The organism is uncultured Dokdonia sp. (assembly GCF_947496725.1).
GTDB lineage: Bacteria > Bacteroidota > Bacteroidia > Flavobacteriales > Flavobacteriaceae > Dokdonia.
In genome coordinates, this window is record NZ_CANMDS010000006.1 from 55,992 (window position 1) to 79,214 (window position 23,223).

The 23,223-nt window shown below is 38.1% G+C and carries 21 protein-coding genes and 1 tRNA gene; 8 read left to right on the forward strand and 14 right to left on the reverse strand.

The genetic code is table 11. The features are described 5' to 3' along the window. Positions 1 to 123: 123 nt before the first annotated feature. Together Q0948_RS13030 and Q0948_RS13035 are read right to left on the reverse strand one after the other, a co-directional pair. Positions 124 to 1,026: a hypothetical protein gene (locus Q0948_RS13030; RefSeq protein ID WP_298353554.1), complete on the reverse strand. Its 903-nt coding sequence runs from the start codon at positions 1,024 to 1,026 to the stop codon at positions 124 to 126. A gap of 186 nt (positions 1,027 to 1,212) precedes the next feature. Beyond that, a complete protein-coding gene (locus Q0948_RS13035) occupies positions 1,213 to 1,923 on the reverse strand; it encodes a DUF547 domain-containing protein (protein ID WP_298353557.1) in 711 nt (236 codons plus the stop codon). Positions 1,924 to 2,223: 300 nt separating this feature from the next. Here Q0948_RS13035 and Q0948_RS13040 point away from each other — a divergent pair, with 300 nt between their 5' ends. From Q0948_RS13040 to Q0948_RS13055, 4 genes are all read left to right on the forward strand, one after another. Next, positions 2,224 to 3,564: an FAD-dependent oxidoreductase gene (locus Q0948_RS13040; RefSeq protein WP_298353561.1), complete on the forward strand. Its 1,341-nt coding sequence runs from the start codon at positions 2,224 to 2,226 to the stop codon at positions 3,562 to 3,564. Between the two features lie 21 nt (positions 3,565 to 3,585). Next, positions 3,586 to 5,217: a 4Fe-4S binding protein gene (locus tag Q0948_RS13045; protein WP_298353563.1), complete on the forward strand. Its 1,632-nt coding sequence runs from the start codon at positions 3,586 to 3,588 to the stop codon at positions 5,215 to 5,217. A 233-nt stretch (positions 5,218 to 5,450) separates the two neighbouring features. Continuing rightward, on the forward strand, positions 5,451 to 7,280 hold the full coding sequence (locus Q0948_RS13050; RefSeq protein WP_298353566.1) for a PLP-dependent transferase: 1,830 nt from the start codon (positions 5,451 to 5,453) through the stop codon (positions 7,278 to 7,280). 168 nt (positions 7,281 to 7,448) lie between these two features. Continuing rightward, a complete protein-coding gene (locus Q0948_RS13055; protein WP_298353569.1) occupies positions 7,449 to 7,925 on the forward strand; it encodes a DUF1572 domain-containing protein in 477 nt (158 codons plus the stop codon). A gap of 54 nt (positions 7,926 to 7,979) precedes the next feature. On the opposite strand, the gene accC is transcribed toward Q0948_RS13055, so the two are convergent. The 6 genes from accC to pdxA form a co-directional block, all read right to left on the reverse strand. After that, entirely contained in the window at positions 7,980 to 9,329 is a 1,350-nt protein-coding gene (gene accC, locus Q0948_RS13060) for an acetyl-CoA carboxylase biotin carboxylase subunit (RefSeq protein WP_035325563.1), read from the reverse strand. Between the two features lie 106 nt (positions 9,330 to 9,435). Continuing rightward, on the reverse strand, positions 9,436 to 9,924 hold the full coding sequence (gene accB / locus Q0948_RS13065) for an acetyl-CoA carboxylase biotin carboxyl carrier protein (RefSeq protein ID WP_298353574.1): 489 nt from the start codon (positions 9,922 to 9,924) through the stop codon (positions 9,436 to 9,438). Positions 9,925 to 9,951: 27 nt separating this feature from the next. After that, a complete protein-coding gene (locus Q0948_RS13070; protein ID WP_298353577.1) occupies positions 9,952 to 10,950 on the reverse strand; it encodes a beta-ketoacyl-ACP synthase III in 999 nt (332 codons plus the stop codon). 161 nt (positions 10,951 to 11,111) lie between these two features. Then, on the reverse strand, positions 11,112 to 11,309 hold the full coding sequence (gene rpmF, locus Q0948_RS13075; RefSeq protein WP_021778137.1) for a 50S ribosomal protein L32: 198 nt from the start codon (positions 11,307 to 11,309) through the stop codon (positions 11,112 to 11,114). Positions 11,310 to 11,318: 9 nt separating this feature from the next. Next, positions 11,319 to 11,858: a DUF177 domain-containing protein gene (locus Q0948_RS13080; RefSeq protein WP_298353582.1), complete on the reverse strand. Its 540-nt coding sequence runs from the start codon at positions 11,856 to 11,858 to the stop codon at positions 11,319 to 11,321. Positions 11,859 to 11,974: 116 nt separating this feature from the next. Continuing rightward, positions 11,975 to 13,057: a 4-hydroxythreonine-4-phosphate dehydrogenase PdxA gene (gene pdxA / locus Q0948_RS13085; protein ID WP_298353585.1), complete on the reverse strand. Its 1,083-nt coding sequence runs from the start codon at positions 13,055 to 13,057 to the stop codon at positions 11,975 to 11,977. A 59-nt stretch (positions 13,058 to 13,116) separates the two neighbouring features. On the opposite strand from pdxA, the gene Q0948_RS13090 reads away from it, so the two are divergent. After that, entirely contained in the window at positions 13,117 to 13,704 is a 588-nt protein-coding gene (locus Q0948_RS13090) for a riboflavin synthase (RefSeq protein ID WP_298353588.1), read from the forward strand. Here the strand turns inward: Q0948_RS13090 and Q0948_RS13095 are convergent. From Q0948_RS13095 to mce, 3 genes are all read right to left on the reverse strand, one after another. Beyond that, positions 13,688 to 13,912 (reverse strand): hypothetical protein, encoded by a 225-nt coding sequence (locus tag Q0948_RS13095; protein WP_298353591.1) that lies wholly within the window; start codon positions 13,910 to 13,912, stop codon positions 13,688 to 13,690. The two genes, Q0948_RS13090 and Q0948_RS13095, sit on opposite strands and share 17 nt — an antisense overlap. A gap of 431 nt (positions 13,913 to 14,343) precedes the next feature. Continuing rightward, a tRNA-Ile gene (locus tag Q0948_RS13100) sits at positions 14,344 to 14,417 on the reverse strand. Positions 14,418 to 14,504: 87 nt separating this feature from the next. Continuing rightward, a complete protein-coding gene (gene mce, locus Q0948_RS13105) occupies positions 14,505 to 14,909 on the reverse strand; it encodes a methylmalonyl-CoA epimerase (protein WP_021778133.1) in 405 nt (134 codons plus the stop codon). Positions 14,910 to 15,042: 133 nt separating this feature from the next. Between mce and rbfA the strand changes: the two genes are divergently transcribed. Both rbfA and Q0948_RS13115 read left to right on the forward strand, forming a co-directional pair. Beyond that, positions 15,043 to 15,435 carry a 30S ribosome-binding factor RbfA gene (gene rbfA, locus Q0948_RS13110; protein WP_021778132.1) on the forward strand — a complete coding sequence of 131 codons (393 nt, stop codon included), beginning with the start codon at positions 15,043 to 15,045 and terminating at the stop codon, positions 15,433 to 15,435. Beyond that, a complete protein-coding gene (locus Q0948_RS13115; protein ID WP_298353600.1) occupies positions 15,436 to 16,641 on the forward strand; it encodes an FtsX-like permease family protein in 1,206 nt (401 codons plus the stop codon). Here the strand turns inward: Q0948_RS13115 and dusB are convergent. The 3 genes from dusB to Q0948_RS13130 all read right to left on the reverse strand — a co-directional run bounded on the left by dusB (position 16,638) and on the right by Q0948_RS13130 (position 21,242). Beyond that, positions 16,638 to 17,630 carry a tRNA dihydrouridine synthase DusB gene (gene dusB, locus Q0948_RS13120; RefSeq protein ID WP_035328796.1) on the reverse strand — a complete coding sequence of 331 codons (993 nt, stop codon included), beginning with the start codon at positions 17,628 to 17,630 and terminating at the stop codon, positions 16,638 to 16,640. The genes Q0948_RS13115 and dusB overlap by 4 nt on opposite strands. Positions 17,631 to 17,716: 86 nt before the next feature. Continuing rightward, a complete protein-coding gene (locus Q0948_RS13125) occupies positions 17,717 to 18,862 on the reverse strand; it encodes an acyltransferase (RefSeq protein WP_298353605.1) in 1,146 nt (381 codons plus the stop codon). A 7-nt stretch (positions 18,863 to 18,869) separates the two neighbouring features. Next, complete coding sequence (locus tag Q0948_RS13130; protein WP_298353608.1) at positions 18,870 to 21,242, reverse strand: outer membrane beta-barrel family protein; 2,373 nt, start codon at positions 21,240 to 21,242, stop codon at positions 18,870 to 18,872. Between the two features lie 174 nt (positions 21,243 to 21,416). Between Q0948_RS13130 and lepA the strand changes: the two genes are divergently transcribed. Continuing rightward, positions 21,417 to 23,213 carry a translation elongation factor 4 gene (gene lepA, locus Q0948_RS13135; protein WP_298353611.1) on the forward strand — a complete coding sequence of 599 codons (1,797 nt, stop codon included), beginning with the start codon at positions 21,417 to 21,419 and terminating at the stop codon, positions 23,211 to 23,213. Positions 23,214 to 23,223: the final 10 nt, after the last annotated feature.

Consider the following 23,223-nt stretch of genomic DNA (forward strand, 5'->3'; position numbering starts at 1 on the left):
ATTCAAGAAATTAAAGATAGGCTTCTATGTAGTAAACCAAAAAAACCTGACCACTTTTATAAGTGGTCAGGTCTAGCGATCTCTAGATTATAAAGTATACGTCAAATCTAGTAGATGCTTATATTAAAAAACAACTCGTAGTCCCAAGTTAAAAGTCTCACCTAGTCCCGTATTATTACCTCTTACAAAGTTGGTATATAAAGCCTCGAGGTTGAGCTCATCTGTGAGTTGATATTTTGCGCCTCCACCTACTGCGGTAAAGTCTTGCTCAAAATCATTACCTAGATCTATGCGCTGTGAGTGCTGTACTAAGCCTAGAACGGTAAACTTAGCACTAGGGAAGTAACTTAAAAACACCCCTGGAGTAAGATTTAAACTATTATTTGCAAAGCTGCCGTCTACGGTGTCAAAGTTCTCATCTTGCTCTGCCTCTTTTCCAAAATTAAACTCAGAATTAAGCTCTGCAAATACTTGCCAGTCACCACCTGCAAAGGTGTGATCAAAAAAGAAACGGTTTTGCCACGTGAATCCTTTTTGGTCAAGAAAAACTCCTTGCTCTGTCTCTTGATCTATAAGTGGTATAGATAGCGAACTTTGAATTGAAAAGTTATTTACAGATGCAAAAGGAACAAACTTTACCGCAGGAGCGATAGAAGTAAGACCACTACGAGCGGTGCCACGCTCTCCGTCAAAACTAAAGACATCTAGCGCATCTCTACCGCCTATTACATTAGATCGAACTTCTAAAATTACACCTACATTGAGTCTTCTATTTTCTGAAACTCCAGTAAAAGCTTCAAGTGATGATGTAAAAAATGATTGTCTAGGCTCATCACCATCTGTAAATGTACTTTCTGTTTGCGTGTACAAATTATTAAACCACTTGATGTCATATTGTCCTTTTGCAATAAGCTTAGATGGTGTAAGCGTCTGTATGACAGAGCCGCCTATCTCATTATCATCAATATCTTGTGCGTAAATAGTGGTAGCGATTAGGCATAGCGCGCCCATTAAAAAATGTTTCATTTTTTTAAATATTAGGTTGGAAATTTATTATTTGTGCTCTCTTCACTCCACTCAGTAAGAGCAAGTAGTGGAGTGAGAAAGTCTTGTAAACTTTAAAAAAACTGAGCCTACTAGAGGGTTTTGTTTTACGAACCTTAGTATTATGACAACTTTCACGTAAAACGTTGCAGACTCAGTACGATGTCATTATTTGACATCATTTAGGGTCCAGTCGTAAGGGTAATAAGAGAGTTTTGAGTCTATATCTAGTTTAGTTCCTCTGTATTTATTTATAAAATCCAGCACACTCCCACTTCTAGTAAAATCACCATTATACCACTCAAATATTTGTGAGATCTGTACCTTTTTGCCTTTTACTCGTATAAACGATGGATTATTGAGCGCTAGTTTAGTTTGTCGCTGTAACTGAGCTTCAAGCTTACTAGGTATATATGCTTCATTTATTATAGGAGGACAGCCCAATCCTGCACATACAAGTACAAAATGAAAACGAGCCTCGTCTGGAAAAACAGCACGTAGCTTCTTGTTTTCTATATCATTAAGGGTGATTGAGCTACCTCCTACAGCGTGTTTTTGTTTGTCAAAAAAACCTTTTATGCTGAGCGGTTGCTTTACGGGATACTTAGCCACAACCCCTTTTATTACAGATAGATTGTAAGCATTGATCCAGAAAGCTTGGTATGTTTTTGTATCTGTCTTGCTCACTTTTATAGTTTGTGCAACCGCAAGGAGTTTATCTAAAGACTCTGGATTACTTTGTACAGCAGCATAATCTACTCTTCCATTTTTTATATATTCTTTAAAAAAAACATCTGCATCTGTAAAAAATGCATCTGTACTCTGTGCACTCATCGTGTTAATAACAAGTAGTGTAAAAAGGAATGTAACGATTTTCATAATTGCTGTTTTATGTGCACTTGGGTCGGGTAAAAAACAATCGTCTTACACTTTTTCTTAAAATAAATTGATTTTGATCACCAGATAGCTTGTTGTCCTTAATGTATTTATAGCATTAATCTACAATTCATTTAGATATGTTCTAAATAAGCCTAGGTGCTGTTAAGTTTACTATCTTTAGTTCGACACAACCCTAGTAACTTGTGAAGAAAAAAGGTTTTACATACGCTTTCGCGAAAGCGTAATCACATACCACATTACTAGAACCTCTTTTCAAATTACTTAAAAACACCAACCATTATGCAAGAACATATCGTCATTATAGGCAACGGGATTTCTGGCGTTACAACCGCCCGTCACATCCGCAAAGCTTCTGACAAAAAGATCACCATCATTTCTGCCGAAACAGATCACTTCTTTTCTCGCACAGCGCTTATGTATATCTATATGGGACATATGAAATATGAGCACACAAAACCGTATGAAGATTACTTCTGGAAGAAAAACCGTATTGATCTTAAACGCGCTTTTGTAGACACAGTAGATCACGAGAATAAGCAATTATTACTCTCTGGTGGCGAAAAAATGAGTTATGATAAACTCGTGCTTGCTGTGGGGTCAAAACCTAATAAATTTGGGTGGCCAGGGCAAGATCTAGATGGTGTACAAGGGTTGTACTCAAAACAAGATCTAGATATGCTAGAGGCAAATGCTCCAGATAAAGAAACCTGTAAACGTGCTGTGGTAGTAGGTGGCGGTCTTATAGGTATTGAGATGGTAGAGATGCTGCTCACGCGTGATATACCGGTCACATTTTTAGTAAGAGAAAATAGTTTCTGGAATGGCGTTTTACCACAAGGAGAAAGCGAGATGATTAACAGACACATTAAATCTCACCACGTAGATTTACGTTTAGGCTTTAATCTAGATAGTATTCTAGCAGATGATAATGGTAAAGTGCGCGCTGTAACTATTAAAGAAACTGGAGAAGAAATCGCCTGTAACGTAGTAGGGCTTACCGCTGGTGTGTCTCCTAATGTGGCTTTCTTAAAAGATAGCGGTATTGAGTTAGGTCGAGGTATCAAGGTAAACCCTATGCTGGAGACTAATATAAAAGATATTTATGCCATAGGTGATTGTGCAGAGCAACACGAGGGTATAAACGGTCGTAGACCCATTGAGGCTGTCTGGTATACGGGCAGAATGATGGGAGAAACACTTGCTCAGACATTAACTGGAAATCCTACCGCATATAACCCTGGTCACTGGTTTAACAGTGCAAAATTTATGGATATAGAGTACCAGACGTATGGATGGGTGTTCTCAAAACCTAAAGAAGGCAATACACACTTTCACTGGATGCATAAGGACGATAACAAGTGTATCACTATAGAGATGCAAGAGGGTACTCGCAAGTTTGTGGGTATAAATAACTTTGGTATCAGGCTACGTCACGAGCTATTTGACCGCTGGCTTACTGAGGGACGCACAACAGATTATGTGCTAGAGCATCTTAAAGATGCAAACTTTGATCCTGAGTTTTACAGCCATTACGAGAAGGATATTCTCGATGCTTATAATGCTGCATACGGGACATCACTTAGTCCCAAAAAGAAAAGCTGGAAAAGAATTTTTGCATAACCAACCTAACGACTTACACTTATGAAAATTATTAAAAACCTAGGCTTGGTGATCTTTATTACTGGGCTTGCCATCTGGACAGCTTCCATCTTTATGGGAGACTTCACCTTACAACAAGAACAACTTGATTCCTTTATTTCTGAAAAAGGAATTAAAAGTGAGCTAGTAGCTCAAAAAATTTCAGATAACGTAGTGGGTAAAAAACTAGGCACATTTGCTTTTACAGGTGCCGTAAGAGATGCCCTTGCTCAAAACAATGACTACTATGATGCACAAATTGCAAAATATGATGCGGCAAAGGAGTGGGATAAAAAAGGAGAACAATATCAGTACAGAATAAACGATAAAGACTTTCAAGCCTTTAGCTTCTCACTAGCCAAAAAAGCCGGAACAGGATTTATAGTAGAAAATAAAGGGCTTATGTGGTTCTTAACCTTTGGGCTAGGGATACTAGGAGCTCTTATGTTCATTTTTCCTAATCTCGTGTTATTAGGCAAACCAGGTATCAAAAATGACCACGTATATCACGAGGCAGCAACCAATAGAGGATGGATTGCCTGGCTGGTACTTGTGTACCTCGTACTATTTTATCTCGTGCTTTATTTTAATGCAGACTATGTGGTAAACTGGACATTTATACTCGACCCTATAAGTAATGCGCTTAACGGAGGCGATGCCAGCCAGTGGTTTGTTTATGGCTTTTTATACTGTGTGATTATGGTAACGATGGCGGTGCGTATGTATATAAAATACCGTCACAATAAATACCAGATTGTACGTACTACCTCTGTATTATTCTTTCAGATTGTATTTGCCTTTCTTATCCCTGAGATTATGGCAAGTTTAGGAAAGCCTGGTTATGATTTTAAAAACGCATTCCCGCTAGATTATGATTTCTTCTTTGAGTGGAATCTCGACACACTTACTCAAAGTGGTGGTTTAGGTATCTTCATACTTGTGTGGGGTGTTGTGCTTACACTAGTTATTGTACCAGTAATGGTTTACTTCTTTGGAAAAAGGTGGTACTGTAGTTGGGTTTGTGGTTGTGGAGGCCTTGCCGAAACTCTTGGTGATCCCTACCGCCAGCATTCTAATAAGTCTATGAAAGCCTGGAAGCTTGAGCGCTGGCTCATACACTCGGTACTCGTGTTTTCACTAGTGATGACACTCGTCACATTATACTGTTACTTTACCGGGGCAGAAGCTTTTTTAGGAATCAACTCGCAGTGGATAAAAGACACCTATAGCTTCCTGATAGGAGCTTGGTTTGCAGGAGTAATCGGGACTGGTTTCTACCCTATTTTTGGTAACCGAGTATGGTGTCGTTTTGGATGCCCACTAGCAGCCTACTTAGGATTTGTACAACGTTTTAAATCTCGTTTTAGAATTACTACAAACGGAGGACAATGTATCTCTTGTGGTAACTGTTCTACCTACTGTGAGCAAGGAATTGATGTACGTGCATATGCTCAGAAAGGAGAAAACATCGTACGTTCTAGTTGTGTAGGTTGTGGTGTATGTAGCGCTGTATGTCCTCGTGGCGTACTTAAGTTAGAAAACGGACCAGAAGCAGGTCGTATCAACCCTACGCAAGTACTACTAGGTAATGATGTAGACCTTATGGATTATGTAAATAACAAAGAGGCAAGCTAGAATATTTTTTACGCTTTCGCGAAAGCGGAATACTAATTCATATAGCTCTTTGCATAGCATATCGCTAAAGCAAATTAAAAAACAACCACCTTAGTCATCTAGGGTGGTTTTTTAATACGCTAAGTAATCGTTAAGACGCATAAATCTCCCCTGTTTTTGTATACTTTCTCATAACTTTGCGACACATATAAAGCCTCACAGATTATGAGGTAATACCATAAAAACACAGCGCAATGCTAGCATATATAAAAGAAGTATTACAAGAAATGCCTCAAGACTGGTTACGTCTTACCACACATAGGTTAGACATCTATGATGAATCTAAAGCTAAAAGTCAGTTTCTTGATGAGTTTGAAAAACTATATAACAATAATGTTTCAGATCAAAAATCACTGAGCCAGTTACCTACGGCTTATGATTATATAAGACTGGGACACCCACTATCAAGTATTTTAGAATGGGCAATAGCAAAAACATATGCCCTAAAGACAGAAAGCGTTATAAGCTTTCAGTCTAAGACTGTACCTGTGCTTGCCGTGCTTCGTAAAAATTTATTAGAAAATAAGAGCACACGCATTTTATATACTGGAGCGCTCTCTTCTCGTTTTGACACAACAGCCTTAAAAGAAGTGTACGGCTATAACTTTGAGCTTCAAAAGCTAGAAAGTGTTGATGATATCACACCTTTTAATGGAAGCACAGTACTACTATCTGAACAGCAAAAAATCGCTACTACAGCCTTACATAAAGAAGTAGACTTTTATGTAAATACGTATGGGGATCTAGGTAGTATTCTCATTATTAATGGAGAAAATAACAACCACTACGTAGCAGATGTACAACACGTGCGCAGAAGGGAGACGGTGGCAATGACACCAGAAAACACACTTGTAGCACTAGAGTCTCTCGTAAACACAACCGATTTTACCGCTAAAAAAAGTACCAAAGAAGCAGATAAAGTAAAGGTTTTAAGTACCATAAAAGAAATAACACAAGCAAACTCAAAAGCGCTTGTAGGTTCAAGTGGACTATCTATACAATATGCCATAATGATGGGTCTTGTGGCAGAAGCTCAAGAACAACACCCTGGTAAAGCAATCAAGTTTGTAGTACCACCTAACTGTTATGGAGGAACAAATGACCAAGCTAGACGCGTAGCTGCCTGTCTTGATAATGTAGAGGTTGTAGACCTACCGGTAGATGGTGATAATGATATGGTACAAAGTGTAGACCGTGTACTTACTACACTCGCAGAACAAGACGCTATACCATATATCATTGCAGAGATCCCTACAAATCCAAGGGTAGAGGTGCCAGATCTTGTAAAACTTAAAGAAGTGTTGAGCACTCCTCGTAAAACTCCTGGTGGAGACACAGCAATAGATCCGGTATTTATTCTAGATCAAACGTTTTGCCCTAATGTACACTTCTTAGGTGATAATGATTATCTATCAACTGTGAGAGCAATCTCATACGCCAGCGGATCAAAATTTCCGAGTGGCGGTAAAGTGACTGCTGGCTACTGTGTGGCAAACACGAAAGCAACTCCGCTCATCGCAAATATCGAGAAGCACTTAACCATATGCGATAATGAGGCTACAGCTTTGCAATATGAGTTACTTGCTCAACAACTGCCTTCTATGAACCAGCGCATTGCAGATGCTTATGTCAACACACGTAAGTTTGTAACTTTTATAAGCGAAGTGCTGCCAGATGCAAAAATCAATTTTGTTTCAGAAGAGCTCGCTCAAGAAGGATTTACTCCATCTGTGTTTTCACTAGACTTACCTACTAAGGGTGATACACCAGGCCAGCGTGAGACCTATAAAAGAGCGCTCAACCACAAACTTATAAACTTAATGATTACAGAAATCCCTAAGGAGAGCAAGTACTGTGTAAGTTATGGGCAACTTAAGGGTGTGTACTGGACTATACCTGCAACCTCTACCCAAGGCACAACTAAGGAGGGTGATAAAGATTACATCGCTCGTGTGTCCCTCTCACCAAATATGGATTTAGAACGTCACAAAGAGATTTTTAAAGAATTTGTAAGTGAGATGTAACTAAAATTTGTTGCAAAGTTTAGAGGCGCTTGTAAAATCTATTGTAGATTTTACAAGCGTTTTTAAGTTATGAGCATTATAATTATCGGTCTTAGTACGCTTTCGCGAAAGCGTGATACTACATTTAAAATTTATGTAGAAACATTATCTTGTAATTAAAATAATGTAATGACTACTTCTCAACATCTTGCAAAGCACCTCAGAGAGTTCATATCTGGACCTAACACGACGGGTTCTCATCTTAAAGAACATCTAGACGACATAACACTAGATGAGGCAAATAAAGCGCTCTATGGACTTAATACCATTGCAAAGCTTGTCTATCACATTAACTATTATATTGAGGCTGTAAGTGGTGTTCTGGATGGAAAGCCACTCACTGCAAAAGATATATATAGCTACGATGCACCTATATTAAAAACTCAAGAGGCTTGGAAACTTAGACTCGATACATTGTATACAAATCTAGATAGATGTGCATCTCAAGCATCTAGGCTTACAGACCAAGAGCTAAAGAGTAATTTTGTATTAGAAAAGTACGGTACTTATGAGCGTAATCTAATGGGACTGCTGGAGCACTCGCATTATCATTTTGGGCAAATTGTAGTTCTCAAAAAAATAATTAGACAACAGCCTGTACAGTAAGATTTACCTTAAAATAAAAAACTCCCGATATTGCTATCGGGAGTTTTTAGTTATTTAGTCTTCTAGAGGCTTCATCTCGAAGTCTTCCATAAACTTAGTGGTGTAGTCACCAGCTATATAGTCTGGGTGATCCATAAGTTGCCTGTGGAAAGGTATCGTTGTATTAATACCTTCTATTACAAACTCATCAAGAGCACGTTTCATCTTGTTAATCGCCTCTTCTCTAGTCTGTGCTGTCGTAATTAACTTAGCAATCATAGAGTCATAGTTAGGCGGTATCATATACCCACTGTATACGTGTGTATCTATACGTACTCCGTGACCTCCTGGTGCGTGTAAATTTGTAATACGTCCTGGTGATGGTCTAAAGTCGTTAAAAGGATCCTCAGCATTTATACGACACTCTATAGAGTGTAGTTGTGGGTAGTAGTTTTTACCAGATACTGGTACGCCTGCTGCCACAAGTATTTGCTCACGTATAAGGTCATAGTCCACTACCTGCTCTGTAATAGGGTGCTCTACTTGTATACGTGTATTCATCTCCATAAAGTAGAAGTTGCGGTGCTTGTCTACTAGAAACTCAACCGTTCCTGCTCCTTCATATTTGATAAACTCTGCTGCTTTTACTGCGGCATCTCCCATACGCTCACGTAACTCATCTGTCATAAATGGCGATGGTGTCTCTTCGGTAAGTTTTTGGTGACGTCTTTGTACAGAACAATCTCTTTCAGACAGGTGACAGGCTTTACCTGTGCTATCTCCTACAATTTGGATTTCGATATGGCGCGGCTCTTCTATGAGCTTTTCCATATACATACCGTCGTTTCCAAAGGCAGCAGCACTTTCTTGACGTGCACCTTCCCAAGCTTTAAGTAGGTCTTCTTCTTTCCATACGGCACGCATACCTTTACCTCCACCACCAGCGGTAGCTTTAAGCATTACAGGGTAACCCGTCTCTATGGCAAGTTTTTGACACTCTTCAAAATCTTTTATGATACCGTCAGATCCTGGTACACAAGGTACGCCTGCAGCTTTCATAGTTTCTTTTGCAGTAGCTTTATCTCCCATTTTTGAAATCATCTCTGCAGATGCTCCAATAAATTTTATGTCGTGCTCCTCACATATTTTTGAAAACTTTGCGTTTTCAGAAAGGAATCCATATCCCGGGTGTATGGCGTCTGCATTTGTAATCTCTGCTGCTGCAATAACGTTAGACATCTTAAGGTAAGACTCGTTACTTGCTGCTGGGCCTATACATACTGCCTCGTCTGCAAATTTTACGTGAAGACTCTCACGGTCTGCTGTAGAGTATACAGCTACCGTTTTAATCCCCATCTCTTTACACGTACGTATTACCCTAAGGGCAATCTCACCACGGTTTGCTATAAGTATCTTCTTAAACATACTGTTTATTTTTTATTGTGATTACTGCGTGTTGTTGTTTAGGTCTCGCTTTCGCGAAAGCGTAAAAAACCACAGTCTCCTCAATGATTAAAATACCCGCAAGGGATTATGATGGATCTACCAAGAATAATGGCTGATCAAACTCTACTGGAGAAGAATCGTCTACAAGAATCTTTACGATTGTACCTGATACTTCACTTTCGATCTCGTTAAAAAGTTTCATCGCTTCAATAACACAAAGCACGTCACCTTCACCTATCGTTTTTCCTACTTCTACAAACATAGGCTTATCTGGAGCCGGTTTTCTATAGAAGGTTCCGATTATAGGAGACTTAATAGTTATGTATTTTGAATTATCTTCTGCTGGGGCCGCTGGTGCTGCAGGTGCTGCTACCTCTGCAACTGGTGCTGGAGCCGCTGGTGCTGCAGGAGCCATTTGCATTGCTGGCATTTGCTGTAAGAAAGTAGTTGGTGCTTTCTCATCGTCTGCACCAGTTCTGATAGTGATTTTTACATCATCCATCTCAAGTTTTACTTCGCTAGCGCCTGACTTTGCAACAAATTTAATCAGATTTTGAATTTCTTTTAAATCCATAAGTGTTTGAATTTAGTCTGTTTAGGTTTAATTAGAGTTATATGCCCATTTGAGGTAGATCGAACCCCAAGTGAATCCACCACCAAAAGCGGCAAATATGATATTATCTCCTTTTTTTAGTTTATTCTCATAGTCGCTCATCAACAGTGGTAAAGTGGCTGATGTGGTGTTACCATATTTATGGATATTAATGAGGACTTTATCCTCATCTAGCTCCATCCTTTTGGCAGTAGCGTCTATAATTCGTTTGTTAGCTTGATGTGCGATTAAAAAGTTAACGTCGTCACCACTAAGGTTATTACGCTTCATAATTTTATCACTTACATCTGCCATATTTGAAACAGCGAATTTAAATACGGTTTTTCCATCTTGAAAAACTGTGTGCTGTTTGTTATCTAAAGTTTCTTGTGAAGTGGGTAGTATACTCCCTCCTGCATCTATCTTGAGGTACTCACGCCCTACACCATCAGATCTAAGGTACTCATCTTGTAGTCCCATCCCTTCTTCATTAGGCTCAAATAGTACTGCACCACCACCATCTCCAAAGATGATACACGTGGCTCTATCTGTATAGTCTATAATAGATGACATTTTATCTGCGCCTATAAGCAGTACTTTTTTATACCTACCAGACTCAATATAACTAGCTGCTGTAGACATCCCGTAAAGGAAGCTAGAGCAAGCAGCTGTGAGATCAAATGCAAATGCATTAGTCGCACCTATTTGAGAGGCTGTATATACTGCGGTTGAGGCTACTGGCATATCTGGTGTAGCAGTTGCTACGATTACCATATCTAACTCTTTGGGATCGAGTTGCTTTTTTTCAAGAAGATCTTGTGCTGCTTTGATGGCAAGAAACGAGGTTCCTTTGCCTTCTTCTTTAAGAATTCTACGTTCTTTAATACCCGTGCGAGTGGTAATCCACTCATCATTGGTATCAACCATAGTTGCTAAAATATCGTTAGTCAACACATAGTCTGGAACATAAGCTCCTACAGCTGTAATTGCCGCTGAGATTTTACTCATTTGTTTCAGTTAGATTTTTCGTCTTTATTCAGTTAAGAACAAAACGATGAGAAAAATACTAAAAATTGATCAAAAATGGCCTACAATTAACTTTTTTTGACAATCCTACGCATAAAAAAAACTCTCACAATGTGAGAGTTCTATGTCTAGAAAATAGAAGCTTATGCCTCTATCTCTTCAGTCTTATCAATAACTACTTGACCTCTATAGTATAATTTACCTTCAAACCAGTGTGCTCTGTGGTAAAGGTGCGCTTCTCCTGTTGTAGGATCTACAGCTATTTGAGGTATAGCAGCTTTGTAATGCGTTCTTCTTTTATCTCTTCTTGTTTTTGAGATTTTTCTTTTAGGATGTGCCATTACGTACTCTTATTTATCTGTTAATAGTTTTTTTAACGAATCCCATCTAGGATCTGTCTCTTCTTTCTCTTCTTTTGCTCTTTGGTCTGGAATACTTAATTCTTCCAGCTTTTCTAAAATATCTGACTTTAATGTCCCATCTGCTATACCAGGGTGAACCCTTTTATTAGGCATAGACAACACTATGAGTTCATAAATATATTGAGCAACATTTACTTCATACTCTCCAAATGGGAGAATGAGAACATCTTCAATATCATCATTAAACTCTTGACCAAACTTAACTACAAGCTCATAGCTCCCACTTATAGGTTGATCATAAGGCTCATTTGTCACATCACAATTTACATTGATTGTTCCTGAGATATTAAAATCAAACTCCATAAAGGTAGACTTCTTTGTTAAGAGAAGTGTAGCCTCAACGCTTGCATCGTTAAAGTCATCATATTCAAAAAGATCAAAGAACGATTTTGTAATCGTGTACTCAAACGTATGCTCTCCTTCTTTTAAACCTACGTACTGTATAGTGTATAGTTTTAATTCTTTCATCACATCATCCGTTTGGAGCGTGCAAAGATACATAATTTTTTAAATCACAATAGGTAAGAATAAAAAAAATTAATCTAACAGCTATATGATTAATGCATTGCACAACTATATTATACTTACTTTCTTGCTGGGCCTCTACCTGCACGCTCTCTTCCAGCGCGTTTTGGCGACACCTTAAGCACATCTTTTGTTATTTCTTGGTATTCTTTTCTTTTATTATAAATATTAATAGCCGCATACACTGCTTCTCTAAAAGAACCAGGATCTGCCTCACCCTTACCAGCTATCTCGTAAGCCGTACCGTGATCTGGAGATGTTCTCACCTTATCTAGCCCAGCTGTATAATTTACACCCTTACCAAAAGACAAGGTCTTAAATGGTATCAAACCTTGATCGTGATATGCAGCGAGAATAGCATCAAAATTTTTATAGTTACCAGAACCAAAAAAACTATCTGCCGCATAAGGACCATACACAAGCTGTCCTCCAGCTCTCATTTTTTCTAAGGTAGGGATTAACACTTTATCATCATCATCACCTATCACTCCATTATCTCCCACGTGAGGGTTAATACCCAGCAGTGCTATTTTAGGCCTATCTACTCCAAAATCTTGCTGCAAGCATTTATAGAGTGTATTCACCTTCTTTTTTATTACATCTGGTGTGATATTACTTGCCACATCTTTTACAGCTACGTGATCAGTAAGAAGGCCCACTTTTAAAGTATCTGTTACCATAAGCATCATAGCATCACCCGTAAGCTCTTGAGCAAGATAATCTGTATGACCAGGAAAAGCAAAATCCTCTTTCTGGATATTTGCTTTGTTTATAGGTGCCGTCACCAGCACATCTATATCACCATCCTTAAGTGCCTTTGTAGCTGTTGTAAATGACTTGAGCGCATAATCACCCGCAATATCTGTAGCCTCTCCCCAAGATATATCTACTTGTTCCTTCCACAAGTTAAACACATTAATCTTGTTATCTAGCGCTTTCGCGAAAGCGTCTATCCCATAAAACTCTGCTTGAAGCCCCAGTTCTTTCTTTATATATGAAAGTGTCTTTGCCGAAGCAAAAATTACAGGCGTACAAAAATCTAACATCATTGCCTCAGAAAACGTCTTGATCACAATCTCTGCGCCTATACCATTTAAATCTCCTATAGAAATCCCTACACGTACTTTTTGCTGTTTATTCATTTGATGCCTTTCGGGTTTTGTATTTTTGTAACACAAAAGTAACCAAATAAAAACCATTTATGTTTACAGGTATTATTGAAGATCTAGCCTCTATTGAATCAATCACTAAGGATCAAGAAAATATACACTACAAAGTAAAAAGTGCAATCACAAATGAGCTCAAAATAGACCAAAGTGTAGCACATAACGGCGTATGTCTTACAGTAGTAAGTATAGATGGAGACACTTATACGGTTACAGCCATACAAGAAACGCTAGATAAAACAAACCTCAACGATCTCGCTGTAAACGATATTGTAAACCTAGAGCGCGCGATGAAACTAGGCGCAAGACTAGACGGTCATATTGTACAAGGTCACATAGACCAAGTAGGAACCTGTATAGCTATAAGTGAAGAAGATGGAAGCTGGAGATTCACCTTTGACTACGACACCTCACTAGGAAATGTCACGATAGAAAAAGGATCTATTACTATAAATGGCACTAGCCTCACTGTTGTAGACTCAAAAGAAGGAGCTTTTAGCGTAGCTATAATTCCTTACACTTATGAACACACAGGCTTTAAAAACTTTAAAGTAGGTACTCGTGTAAACCTTGAGTTTGATGTTATAGGCAAGTATGTAAAAAGACTTACTGAGGGTTACTAGCCTTTTTCATTTTAATTTTATACATATAATACGCACCTAGTAGTAGACCTCCTATAAGTAATAACGGGAGGTGATCATCTATGGGCGCAATAAGCCCAGGTAGAGGGGTTCTACCTGGCGGAGGCGGTGCTTCTTTACCAGCAAACGCACTTATCCCCATAAATAAAAAGGGGGCTGTTGTAATGAAATTTCTGAGTTTGGGGCTCATAGTAATTCAATATAAAATATTTTAAACTAGTTAAATTAATACTAATTTAATGAGGGTTAAGTAGGTTGTAATTGTGTATTACATCGACAATAATACGTATTTTATCGATAAAATTGATCTTTGAATAAAAAAAATTAAGGTTTCTTGAGAGTTTCAATCTCAAAACAAACGAGGCATTTTCTAGATTTTAACAAAATTTATTTTATAATTACCTGAAAATTAAGTAAATAGAAATGTAATTCTAACAAGTTGGAGCAAACTCTCACCTTAATAAAATTTCAAAAAAATTTTAGATTTTGTGTTGTTCGTCGGAGATAAATATCCTTTAATCCGAATAAAATACCGAAAAACACGTTTTACAGAGATTAGAACATCTCTCATTATAAAGCATAAAAAAACCTCGCAAACAGATGTTTGCGAGGTTTAATACGTGGTCCCACTTGGGCTCGAACCAAGGACCCTCTGATTATGAGTCAGATGCTCTAACCAACTGAGCTATGGGACCGTTGTTTTCTATGTTTTCTAATCTAATAGAAGTTGAAAACGGGTGCAAATTTATAATAAATCTTCACCCTAACAAAGCTTTTCTTTGCTAATTATTAATTTCTTGACATAACTCTATAAGAACACCACCTGCTGTTTTAGGATGCACAAACGCAACTAGCTTATTATCTGCACCTTTCTTAGGCTTTTCATTAAGAATAATAAACCCTTCTTTTTTTAATCTTTCCATCTCCTCTACAATATTTTCTACCGCAAAGGCTATGTGATGTATCCCTTCTCCCTTTTTTTCTATAAACTTAGCGATTGCACTATCATCGTTTGTCGCCTCTAGAAGCTCTATTTTATTAGGACCTGTCTTAAAGAAAGATGTACGCACCCCTTCAGAGGCAACTTCCTCAATCTTATAATGTGGTACGCCCAGTAGTTTTTCATAAAGCGAGTTGCCGGCTTCAAGATTTTTAACAGCTATACCTATGTGTTCTATCTTATCCATATCTTATTTTCTATACTATAAATGTTTGAATTACGCTTTCGCGAAAGCGTAATAACCATAATACAACGTTAAATACCGCATATCAAGGCTTGACAAAAGTAATACATATCAAAAAAACGTATTTTTGCAGTCTATGGAATCAAACAGACAGAAAAAAGTAGCAGGTGTTCTTCAAAAAGATCTTGCAGAAGTGCTTCAAAACGCACTTAGAGACAGCGGTCAAGGAGGCATTATTGTGTCTGTAACTAAGGTTAAGGTACCTACAGACTTATCTATTGCAAAAGTGTACTTGAGCATCTTCCCTAATGATAAGGCTACTGAGATACTCAAAGAGGTTAATCAAGTAAAACCTATCATACGTCATAACATATCACAGCGCACACGTCACCAACTGCGACGTATGCCAGAACTTCAATTTTATATAGATGACACGCTAGAGTACCTAGATGGTATAGAGCGCTCTCTTAAAGGTGGTGACAACCCACTAGAAGATCCAAGTTTACTAGCTCGTAGAAAGAAAATATAAATGCAGTTTGCTCGCTATATAGCGCAACGTTACCTTGTATCAAAAAGTGGTACAAATGCTGTAAACATAATTACCTACATATCTATAGGGAGTATCATTTTAGGCACGATGGTTCTATTTATTGTGCTCTCTGCTTTTTCTGGGCTTAAGGAGTTTAATCTCTCTATTACGTCTATTATAGACCCAGACATTAAAGTACTACCCGCTACTGGCAAAACAATTACCCTCACCCCTACTCAAGAAAAGGAGCTCGCCTCATTTACAGAGATACAAGCATACTCAAAAGTAATAGAAGAACGTGCATACCTCGAGCACGAGGGTAAAACCTCACTGGGCTTTATAAAAGGAGTAGATGAAAATTACCTCAACGTTACTCAAATAGATAGCACCATCTTTGCCGGAAACTGGCCTACTGTAGGTGAGCCAGCAGTAGCTATGGGCTATCTTGTAAGAAGAAGACTCTCTGTTAACCTAACAGACTATAGCAGCCTACTCTCTGTAATGACACCAAAACCTGGTACGGGACAAATCACAGACCCTACACAAGCTTTTAACTCATCAAAGGCAGTGGTGAGTGGAGTTTTTCAAGCCGGCGAGACACTTGACAATGATCATATTTTTGCAAATATTGACTTTGTAGGTGCACTACTGGGTTACCCAGAAGATAAGATAAGTACACTTGAGATTAAATTATCTCCAGAAGCAGACGAAGACCGCTTACGCGAAAAGATAAGCTCGCTACTCAATAACAACGTGATTTTAAAAAACAGAATAGAGCTTAATGATGCCCTTTACAAGATGCTTAATACTGAAAACCTCGCGCTCTATTTTATATGCACGCTCGTACTTATAATAGCTCTTTTTAGCTTTATAGGGAGTCTTATTATGATTATAGTAGATAAGCGCAAGCATATTAAAACACTAAGCGATCTAGGCGCATCTCTAGCATCTATACGTATGATTATATTTACGCAAGGCGCACTGATGATTCTTCTAGGTGGCGCTGTAGGGATTATACTAGGTGCAATTCTTATTGTAATACAGCAGCAGTTTGGCTTTATACCAATTACAGAGAGTTTACCCTACCCCGTAAAATTTGAGCAGGTAAATATCGTAATCGTATATGCAACAATAGTGATACTAGGCTTTTTAAGCGCTAGACTTGCAGCCTCAAGAATAAATAAGAAATTTATAAGCTCAGACTAGACAAACTCGTAACCTGCAAACTTCTCTTCAATAAGGTTTAGTGCAGCAAAGACATCTTCACTTTTATCTGAAGTTACTAGCTTCATACGGTATTCCTTAAAATGCGGAATCCCTCTAAAGTAGTTTGTATAATGCCTTCTTGTTTCAAACACGCCAAGTATCTCTCCTTTCCAAGCTATAGACATCTCTAGGTGACGTCGTGCAGCTTCAACGCGCTCTACTAAGGTAGGTGGCTTTTTATGCTCTCCTGTTTTCATAAAGTGCTTTACTTCATTAAAAAACCAAGGGTAACCTATACTTGCACGACCTATCATCGCTCCATCAAGACCATACTCATCACGCATCTCCACAGCACGCTCTGGAGAGTTTACATCTCCATTGCCAAACACTGGGATGTGCATTCTTTGATTATTCTTTACTGCAGCAATAGGTTTCCAGTCCGCATCACCTTTATACATTTGTGCACGTGTACGACCGTGTATAGATATTGCAGCACAACCTACATCTTGTAAACGCTCTGCAACCTCAACAATCTTAATACTGTCGTGATCCCAACCTAAGCGGGTTTTTACAGTAACAGGCAACTTAGTATGCTCTACCATAGACTTGGTTAACTTAACCATAAGATCTATATCTTTTAAGATACCTGCACCAGCTCCTTTTGACACTACTTTTTTAACTGGACAACCAAAGTTAATATCAATAATATCTGGCCCACTCGCCTCTACGATCTCCACACTACGCAACATAGACTCCTCTACTGCTCCAAAAATCTGAATACCTACAGGACGTTCTTTTTCATAAATATCCAGTTTCATCACACTCTTTGCAGCGTCACGTATCAACCCTTCACTAGATATAAACTCTGTATATACAACATCTGCCCCCTGTTCTTTACATAACGCTCTAAATGGTGGATCACTTACATCCTCCATAGGTGCTAGTAATAGCGGAAAATCTCCTACATCTATATCTCCTATTTTTGCCATACTTAATTTCCTTGCCTTATTCTCTTGATACGTATCACGCACAAAAGAACTCAAATAATTTAATCTGGTACAAAGGTAACTTCTTTTTAGTGTTTATACCTACTCGTTATAAAATGCTTGTCGCGCAAGTCTGTCATAGGTTTTTCATAAAAACGATACCACAACCCTGCTATTAGAAATAAGAGTATAAAGTATATCGCTGCATAACCCACCCTCTCATTAAAACTTAACAGTTCTATAGGCCAAACCCATCGCATACCTTGCAACAATAGCCCATAATGTAAGAGGTAAACCGCATATGAGGTTATACTCACATAACGTATGGGCACAGCTATATATCGAGGCGCTTGTTGCCAAGAAGAAAGTACTGGCAGGGTAAGAGCGATGGCAATCGAAGTAAGAGGCAAATAAATCACGTCCCAAATAAATGATGCAGCCACGGGATCTAAACTGTATTTTCCTAAAACAAACTGAAACCCAAAAAACAATATTATCCCTAAAGCAAATAATAACTGTTTGTGCTTAAGCCAGTGTTTTGGGTATTTATGAAATAGATAAGCTGCCAGTACACCATAATAAATCGCATCTATTCGGTAGATGACTACTGCCTTTAGATTTATGTTCCACTGTTGTGCATTAAGTGTTGGTGTGGTAAAATGGTAGAGTAATTTAGTTATAAGAAATACGATTATTACTGCTACTGTGCTGCGCAGGAATAAGGTTTCTTTTTTTGCTTTCGCGAAAGCGTAAACCACAACATATAACAACAATGGACCTATAATATATGCCACCTCCTCTACTGGCAAGCTCCACGACTCTGTAAAAAACACCTCCATTCCCGAAGAGAAATTCTGAAGGAAAAGAAAGTAGTATGGTATATTTTCTGGAAGCTGTCTACCTATCGCAATAACTAGCAAAATATTGAGAGCTAAAGCGAGGTAATAACTAGGTAACGTACGGAACCACCTGCGTATTAAAAAATACTTAACATCGCTTATCCCGAAGTTTTCTTTTACAAATAGCTTAAGTAATATGGAGCCTATTAAATACCCGCTCAGGACAAAAAAGATCTCTACGCCCATCACACCACCTAATTGTAGTAGCGGGATGACACCTCCATATTGCTCAGGAAAAATATATAAAATGTGAGATCCTAAAACAGCAAGAATAGCGATTGCTCGCATTAAGTCAAGCCCAAAAACACGCTGCTTAGATGAAGGGCTGCTAGTCAAAAGATGATTATTCTTTAAGTCGTTCTAACTCTTCAATCTCAAGAGCTCTATTATTATCTTGCAATTTAAAATTACCAAACTTATAGGTAAAGCCTACTTGCAAGTTTTGTGTCTCTGGAACAGCGAAATAAGCATTGTCTTGGTTAAGATATTGAGAGGTAAGCAAAGCATTTGCCTCCCCTAGTATGTCATTTACAGTTACTTTAAGTATAGCTCTGTTTTTCCAAAACTTCTTTTGTACACCCGCATTTAATGTAATCACACGGTCTTGAATATAGCTGCCAAATAAGAATTTAGAAATATACTCTGCGCTCACCTCTGCTGTCCAACTTCTATCTTTACTAAGTGTGAGGTAATTACCAATGTATGCATACACTCCATCTACCTTGTTATCTTGAGCAACATTGCCACTCTCTTGTGCGAGGAACGTTACCTCCTCGTGAAAGGCACTTAGGTATGTGTATAAATAATACCAGTCTGAAATACTTCTACCGTGTGTGAAGTCGAGACCCCAAGATTTACTATCTAATGCATTTTGATTTGAGGTACGCAACACTTGTGCTTCATTATTTTGAAAAGGAAGCCTTAATATCTCATTTCCATTATCACGATAATAGAGATCAAAAGAGTAAGCACTTTTTAAGGTATAATTAAAGTTAAATCGATGACTAAAAGCTGGAGTTAACTGTGCATTACCTTGATCAAAATTGTTTTCATTCAAGAAGTAGGCAAATGGGTTTAAATCTTGATATCTAGGTCTATTTACTCTTCTTGAGTAATCTATACTAAAACTATGATTCTCAACAGGAGCATACTGCACATATGCAGTTGGAAAAAATTCTAAATAGTCCAAATCGTTAATCTCGTTGAGTGCCAGCGAAGTTCCCTTTGAGTTAGTTTGCTCTGCGCGCAACCCAGCTTTTACACTCCATTTATCCCAATCTTTTGCAACAGAAACATAACCCGCAACAATATCTTCATCATATAGAAAATCATCATCTTGTGCTTCTTGCAAGCCAGACACACCACTATCTACAATAGTTGGAAATTTAATCACAGATCTAGAATCTATAATAGAAGTTCTTGCGCCCAGCTCTAAAGCAACAGTCCCTAAGGTTGTTGCATAGTCTATTTGCCCTGTGTAAATCTCAATGTCTTGAAAAGAGTCACTCGTAAAACGCACATTTCTAAACTGCTCTCCAGTAGCATCTATATATCGAGAATTTAAAGATTGATCACGCTTTCGCGAAAAATTAGTATGATGTACATTCATACTCAACGATCCATTTTTAAGCGTCTTGGTATACTTTACATCTAGCGCAATATTAGTGCGCTCTCCGTTCAATCCGCTAGAGGTTCTAATCGTGTACGGGTCTTCTATAGATGAAGTAACATCTGTTATAGATCTTGAGTAATCATAAATACCTGGTGAATATAAACCCACAGCCGAAAAACTTAACTGCGAACTCTCATTAAGCTTATAATCTATAATAAGATTTGCGTTATGAGCTTTTGACCAGTTTTTCCGTTCAAAATCTTGAAGCCAGTTTATACGTTCATCTGTAGTTCTATAGTTTATAAAATTGTCACTCATAAAAGAGGACTTCTGCGGGTTGAAACTATAATTAAAAAACAGGTTCAATTTTTCATTTTTATAATACTGTGACGTCCCAAAAGAATGTTTTGGAAAAATGCCGTAAGTTCCTCTAGCAAAAACAGTTCCTTTATAGCCTAGAGACACCACCTTTGAAGTAACAATATTAAGTACAGGACCTCCCTCCGCCTCATATCTAGCTGGTGGATTTGCAATCACCTCTACAGATTGTATAGCATCACCAGAGAGGCTACTTAATAGATCTTGAATTTCTTCTGCGCTTAATTGCACCCTCTTATCATTAAGATACACAGTAACTCCTTCATTTCTAATTGTAATCTCTTCTTGATTTACAACTACTCCCGGAGTTCTTTTTAAAATATCCATCGTATTACCCGATGATAGTATGGTATTTTCTACATTAAAAACAAGTCTATCTGCTTTGCGTACTACAGTAGGCTTTTTTGAAGTAAGCACAACTTCATCTAGACTTTCTTGACTTGCAGTAAGCACTATAGGACTTAAAACTGTATCTTTTTCTAGTAGTATACTTTCAATTTTTTGGTCGTCAAAACCTACAAAACTAACTGTAAGGTGATATGTGCCCATTTTAAGATTTTCTAGACTAAAGGTACCGTCCTCTTCTGTAATAGTACCTTTTACCAGCTTTTGCTCCTCGTCAAGTAATACGACGTTTGCAAAGGCAATTGGGCTATTTTGAGATGTGTTTACAACTCCTTGTATGCGTATGTTTTGGGCGATGATTGATGAGATGCTAAAAAGCATCAGGATTGTGATTATATGTCTAATAACGCTAGTTTTTAAGGCTTTAAATGTAATAACACTACTAACAACTTTTCACAAAATTTTAAGATTTTTCGACCAAATACACAAAATCTATTTTACTGAGAAATAAATAGCTCTTAATAGCCGTATATTTGCACCCTATTTGCTATGACTATGAAGAATATTAGAAATTTTTGCATTATTGCGCACATTGACCACGGTAAGAGTACACTAGCAGACCGTCTCCTTGATGAGACCGCTACAGTTACAAAACGTGAAGCTCAGGCGCAATTACTAGATAGTATGGATTTGGAACGTGAGCGCGGTATTACCATTAAGTCCCACGCTATCCAGATGGAGTATAAATACAAAGGCGAAGATTACATTCTAAATCTCATAGACACACCTGGTCACGTAGATTTCTCATATGAAGTATCGCGTAGTATAGCCGCTTGTGAAGGAGCTCTTCTAGTAGTAGATGCAGCACAGAGTATACAAGCACAAACTATCTCAAACCTTTATCTAGCATTAGAGAATGATCTAGAGATCATACCTGTACTTAATAAAGTAGACTTACCTAGTGCAAATCCAGAAGAGGTAACAGATGATATTGTAGACCTACTAGGTTGTGATGCAGAAGAAGTAATTCCAGCATCTGCAAAGACAGGTATAGGTATTGAAGAAATTCTTGCTGCCGTTATAGAGCGTGTTCCTGCTCCAAAGGGTAATCCAGATGAGCCACTACAAGCGCTTATTTTTGATAGTGTTTACAACCCTTTTAGAGGAGTAGAAACGTACTTTAGAGTAATAAATGGCTCTATTAGAAAAAACCAACAAATAAAATTTGTCGCTACTGGAAATACTTATGGTGCAGATGAGGTAGGAACATTAAAACTTACACAAGCACCTAAGCAAGAAATAAAAGCGGGTGACGTAGGATACCTTATTACTGGTATAAAAGATGCGCGTGAGGTAAAAGTAGGTGATACTATTACAGATGCAAAGAACCCTACACAAAATGCCATTGCAGGTTTTGAGGACGTAAAGCCTATGGTATTTGCAGGAATTTATCCTGTAGACACGGAGGACTATGAGGAGCTACGCAACTCGATGGAAAAACTACAGCTTAATGATGCGTCTCTAGTATTTGAGCCAGAAAGTTCGGCGGCATTAGGTTTTGGGTTTAGATGTGGATTCTTAGGAATGTTACACCTAGAGATTATACAAGAAAGATTAGAACGTGAGTTTGATATGACTGTTATTACAACAGTTCCTAACGTATCCTACCACGCCTTTACTCATAAACACCCAGATGATATTATTTTAGTAAATAATCCATCTGATCTTCCAGATCCATCTAGTATGAATCGTGTCGAAGAGCCTTTTATTAAAGCAACTATTATTACAAAGTCTGACTTTGTAGGACCTGTAATGTCTCTATGTATAGAAAAGAGAGGTCAAATAGCTAGCCAGACATATTTAACAACAGAGCGTGTTGAGCTTACTTTTGATATGCCACTTGCAGAGATTGTTTTTGATTTTTATGATCGTCTTAAAACAGTTTCAAAGGGGTATGCGAGTTTTGACTACTCTCCTATAGGTATGAGAGCTTCAAAACTGGTTAAGGTAGATGTACTTCTTAACGGGCAACCGGTAGATGCACTATCTGCACTCTTACACCAAGACAATGCTTATGATATAGGTAAGCGTATGTGTGAGAAATTAAGAGAACTTATCCCACGCCAGCAGTTCGATATTCCTATACAGGCTGCCATAGGTGCAAAAATCATCTCACGTGAGACGGTAAAAGCACTGCGTAAAGATGTAACGGCTAAGTGTTACGGTGGTGATATTTCGCGAAAGCGTAAACTTCTAGAAAAACAGAAAAAAGGTAAGAAACGTATGCGTGCTGTGGGTAATGTAGAGATACCACAAGAAGCGTTTATGGCGGTTCTTAAACTTAACGATTAAGCATATATAG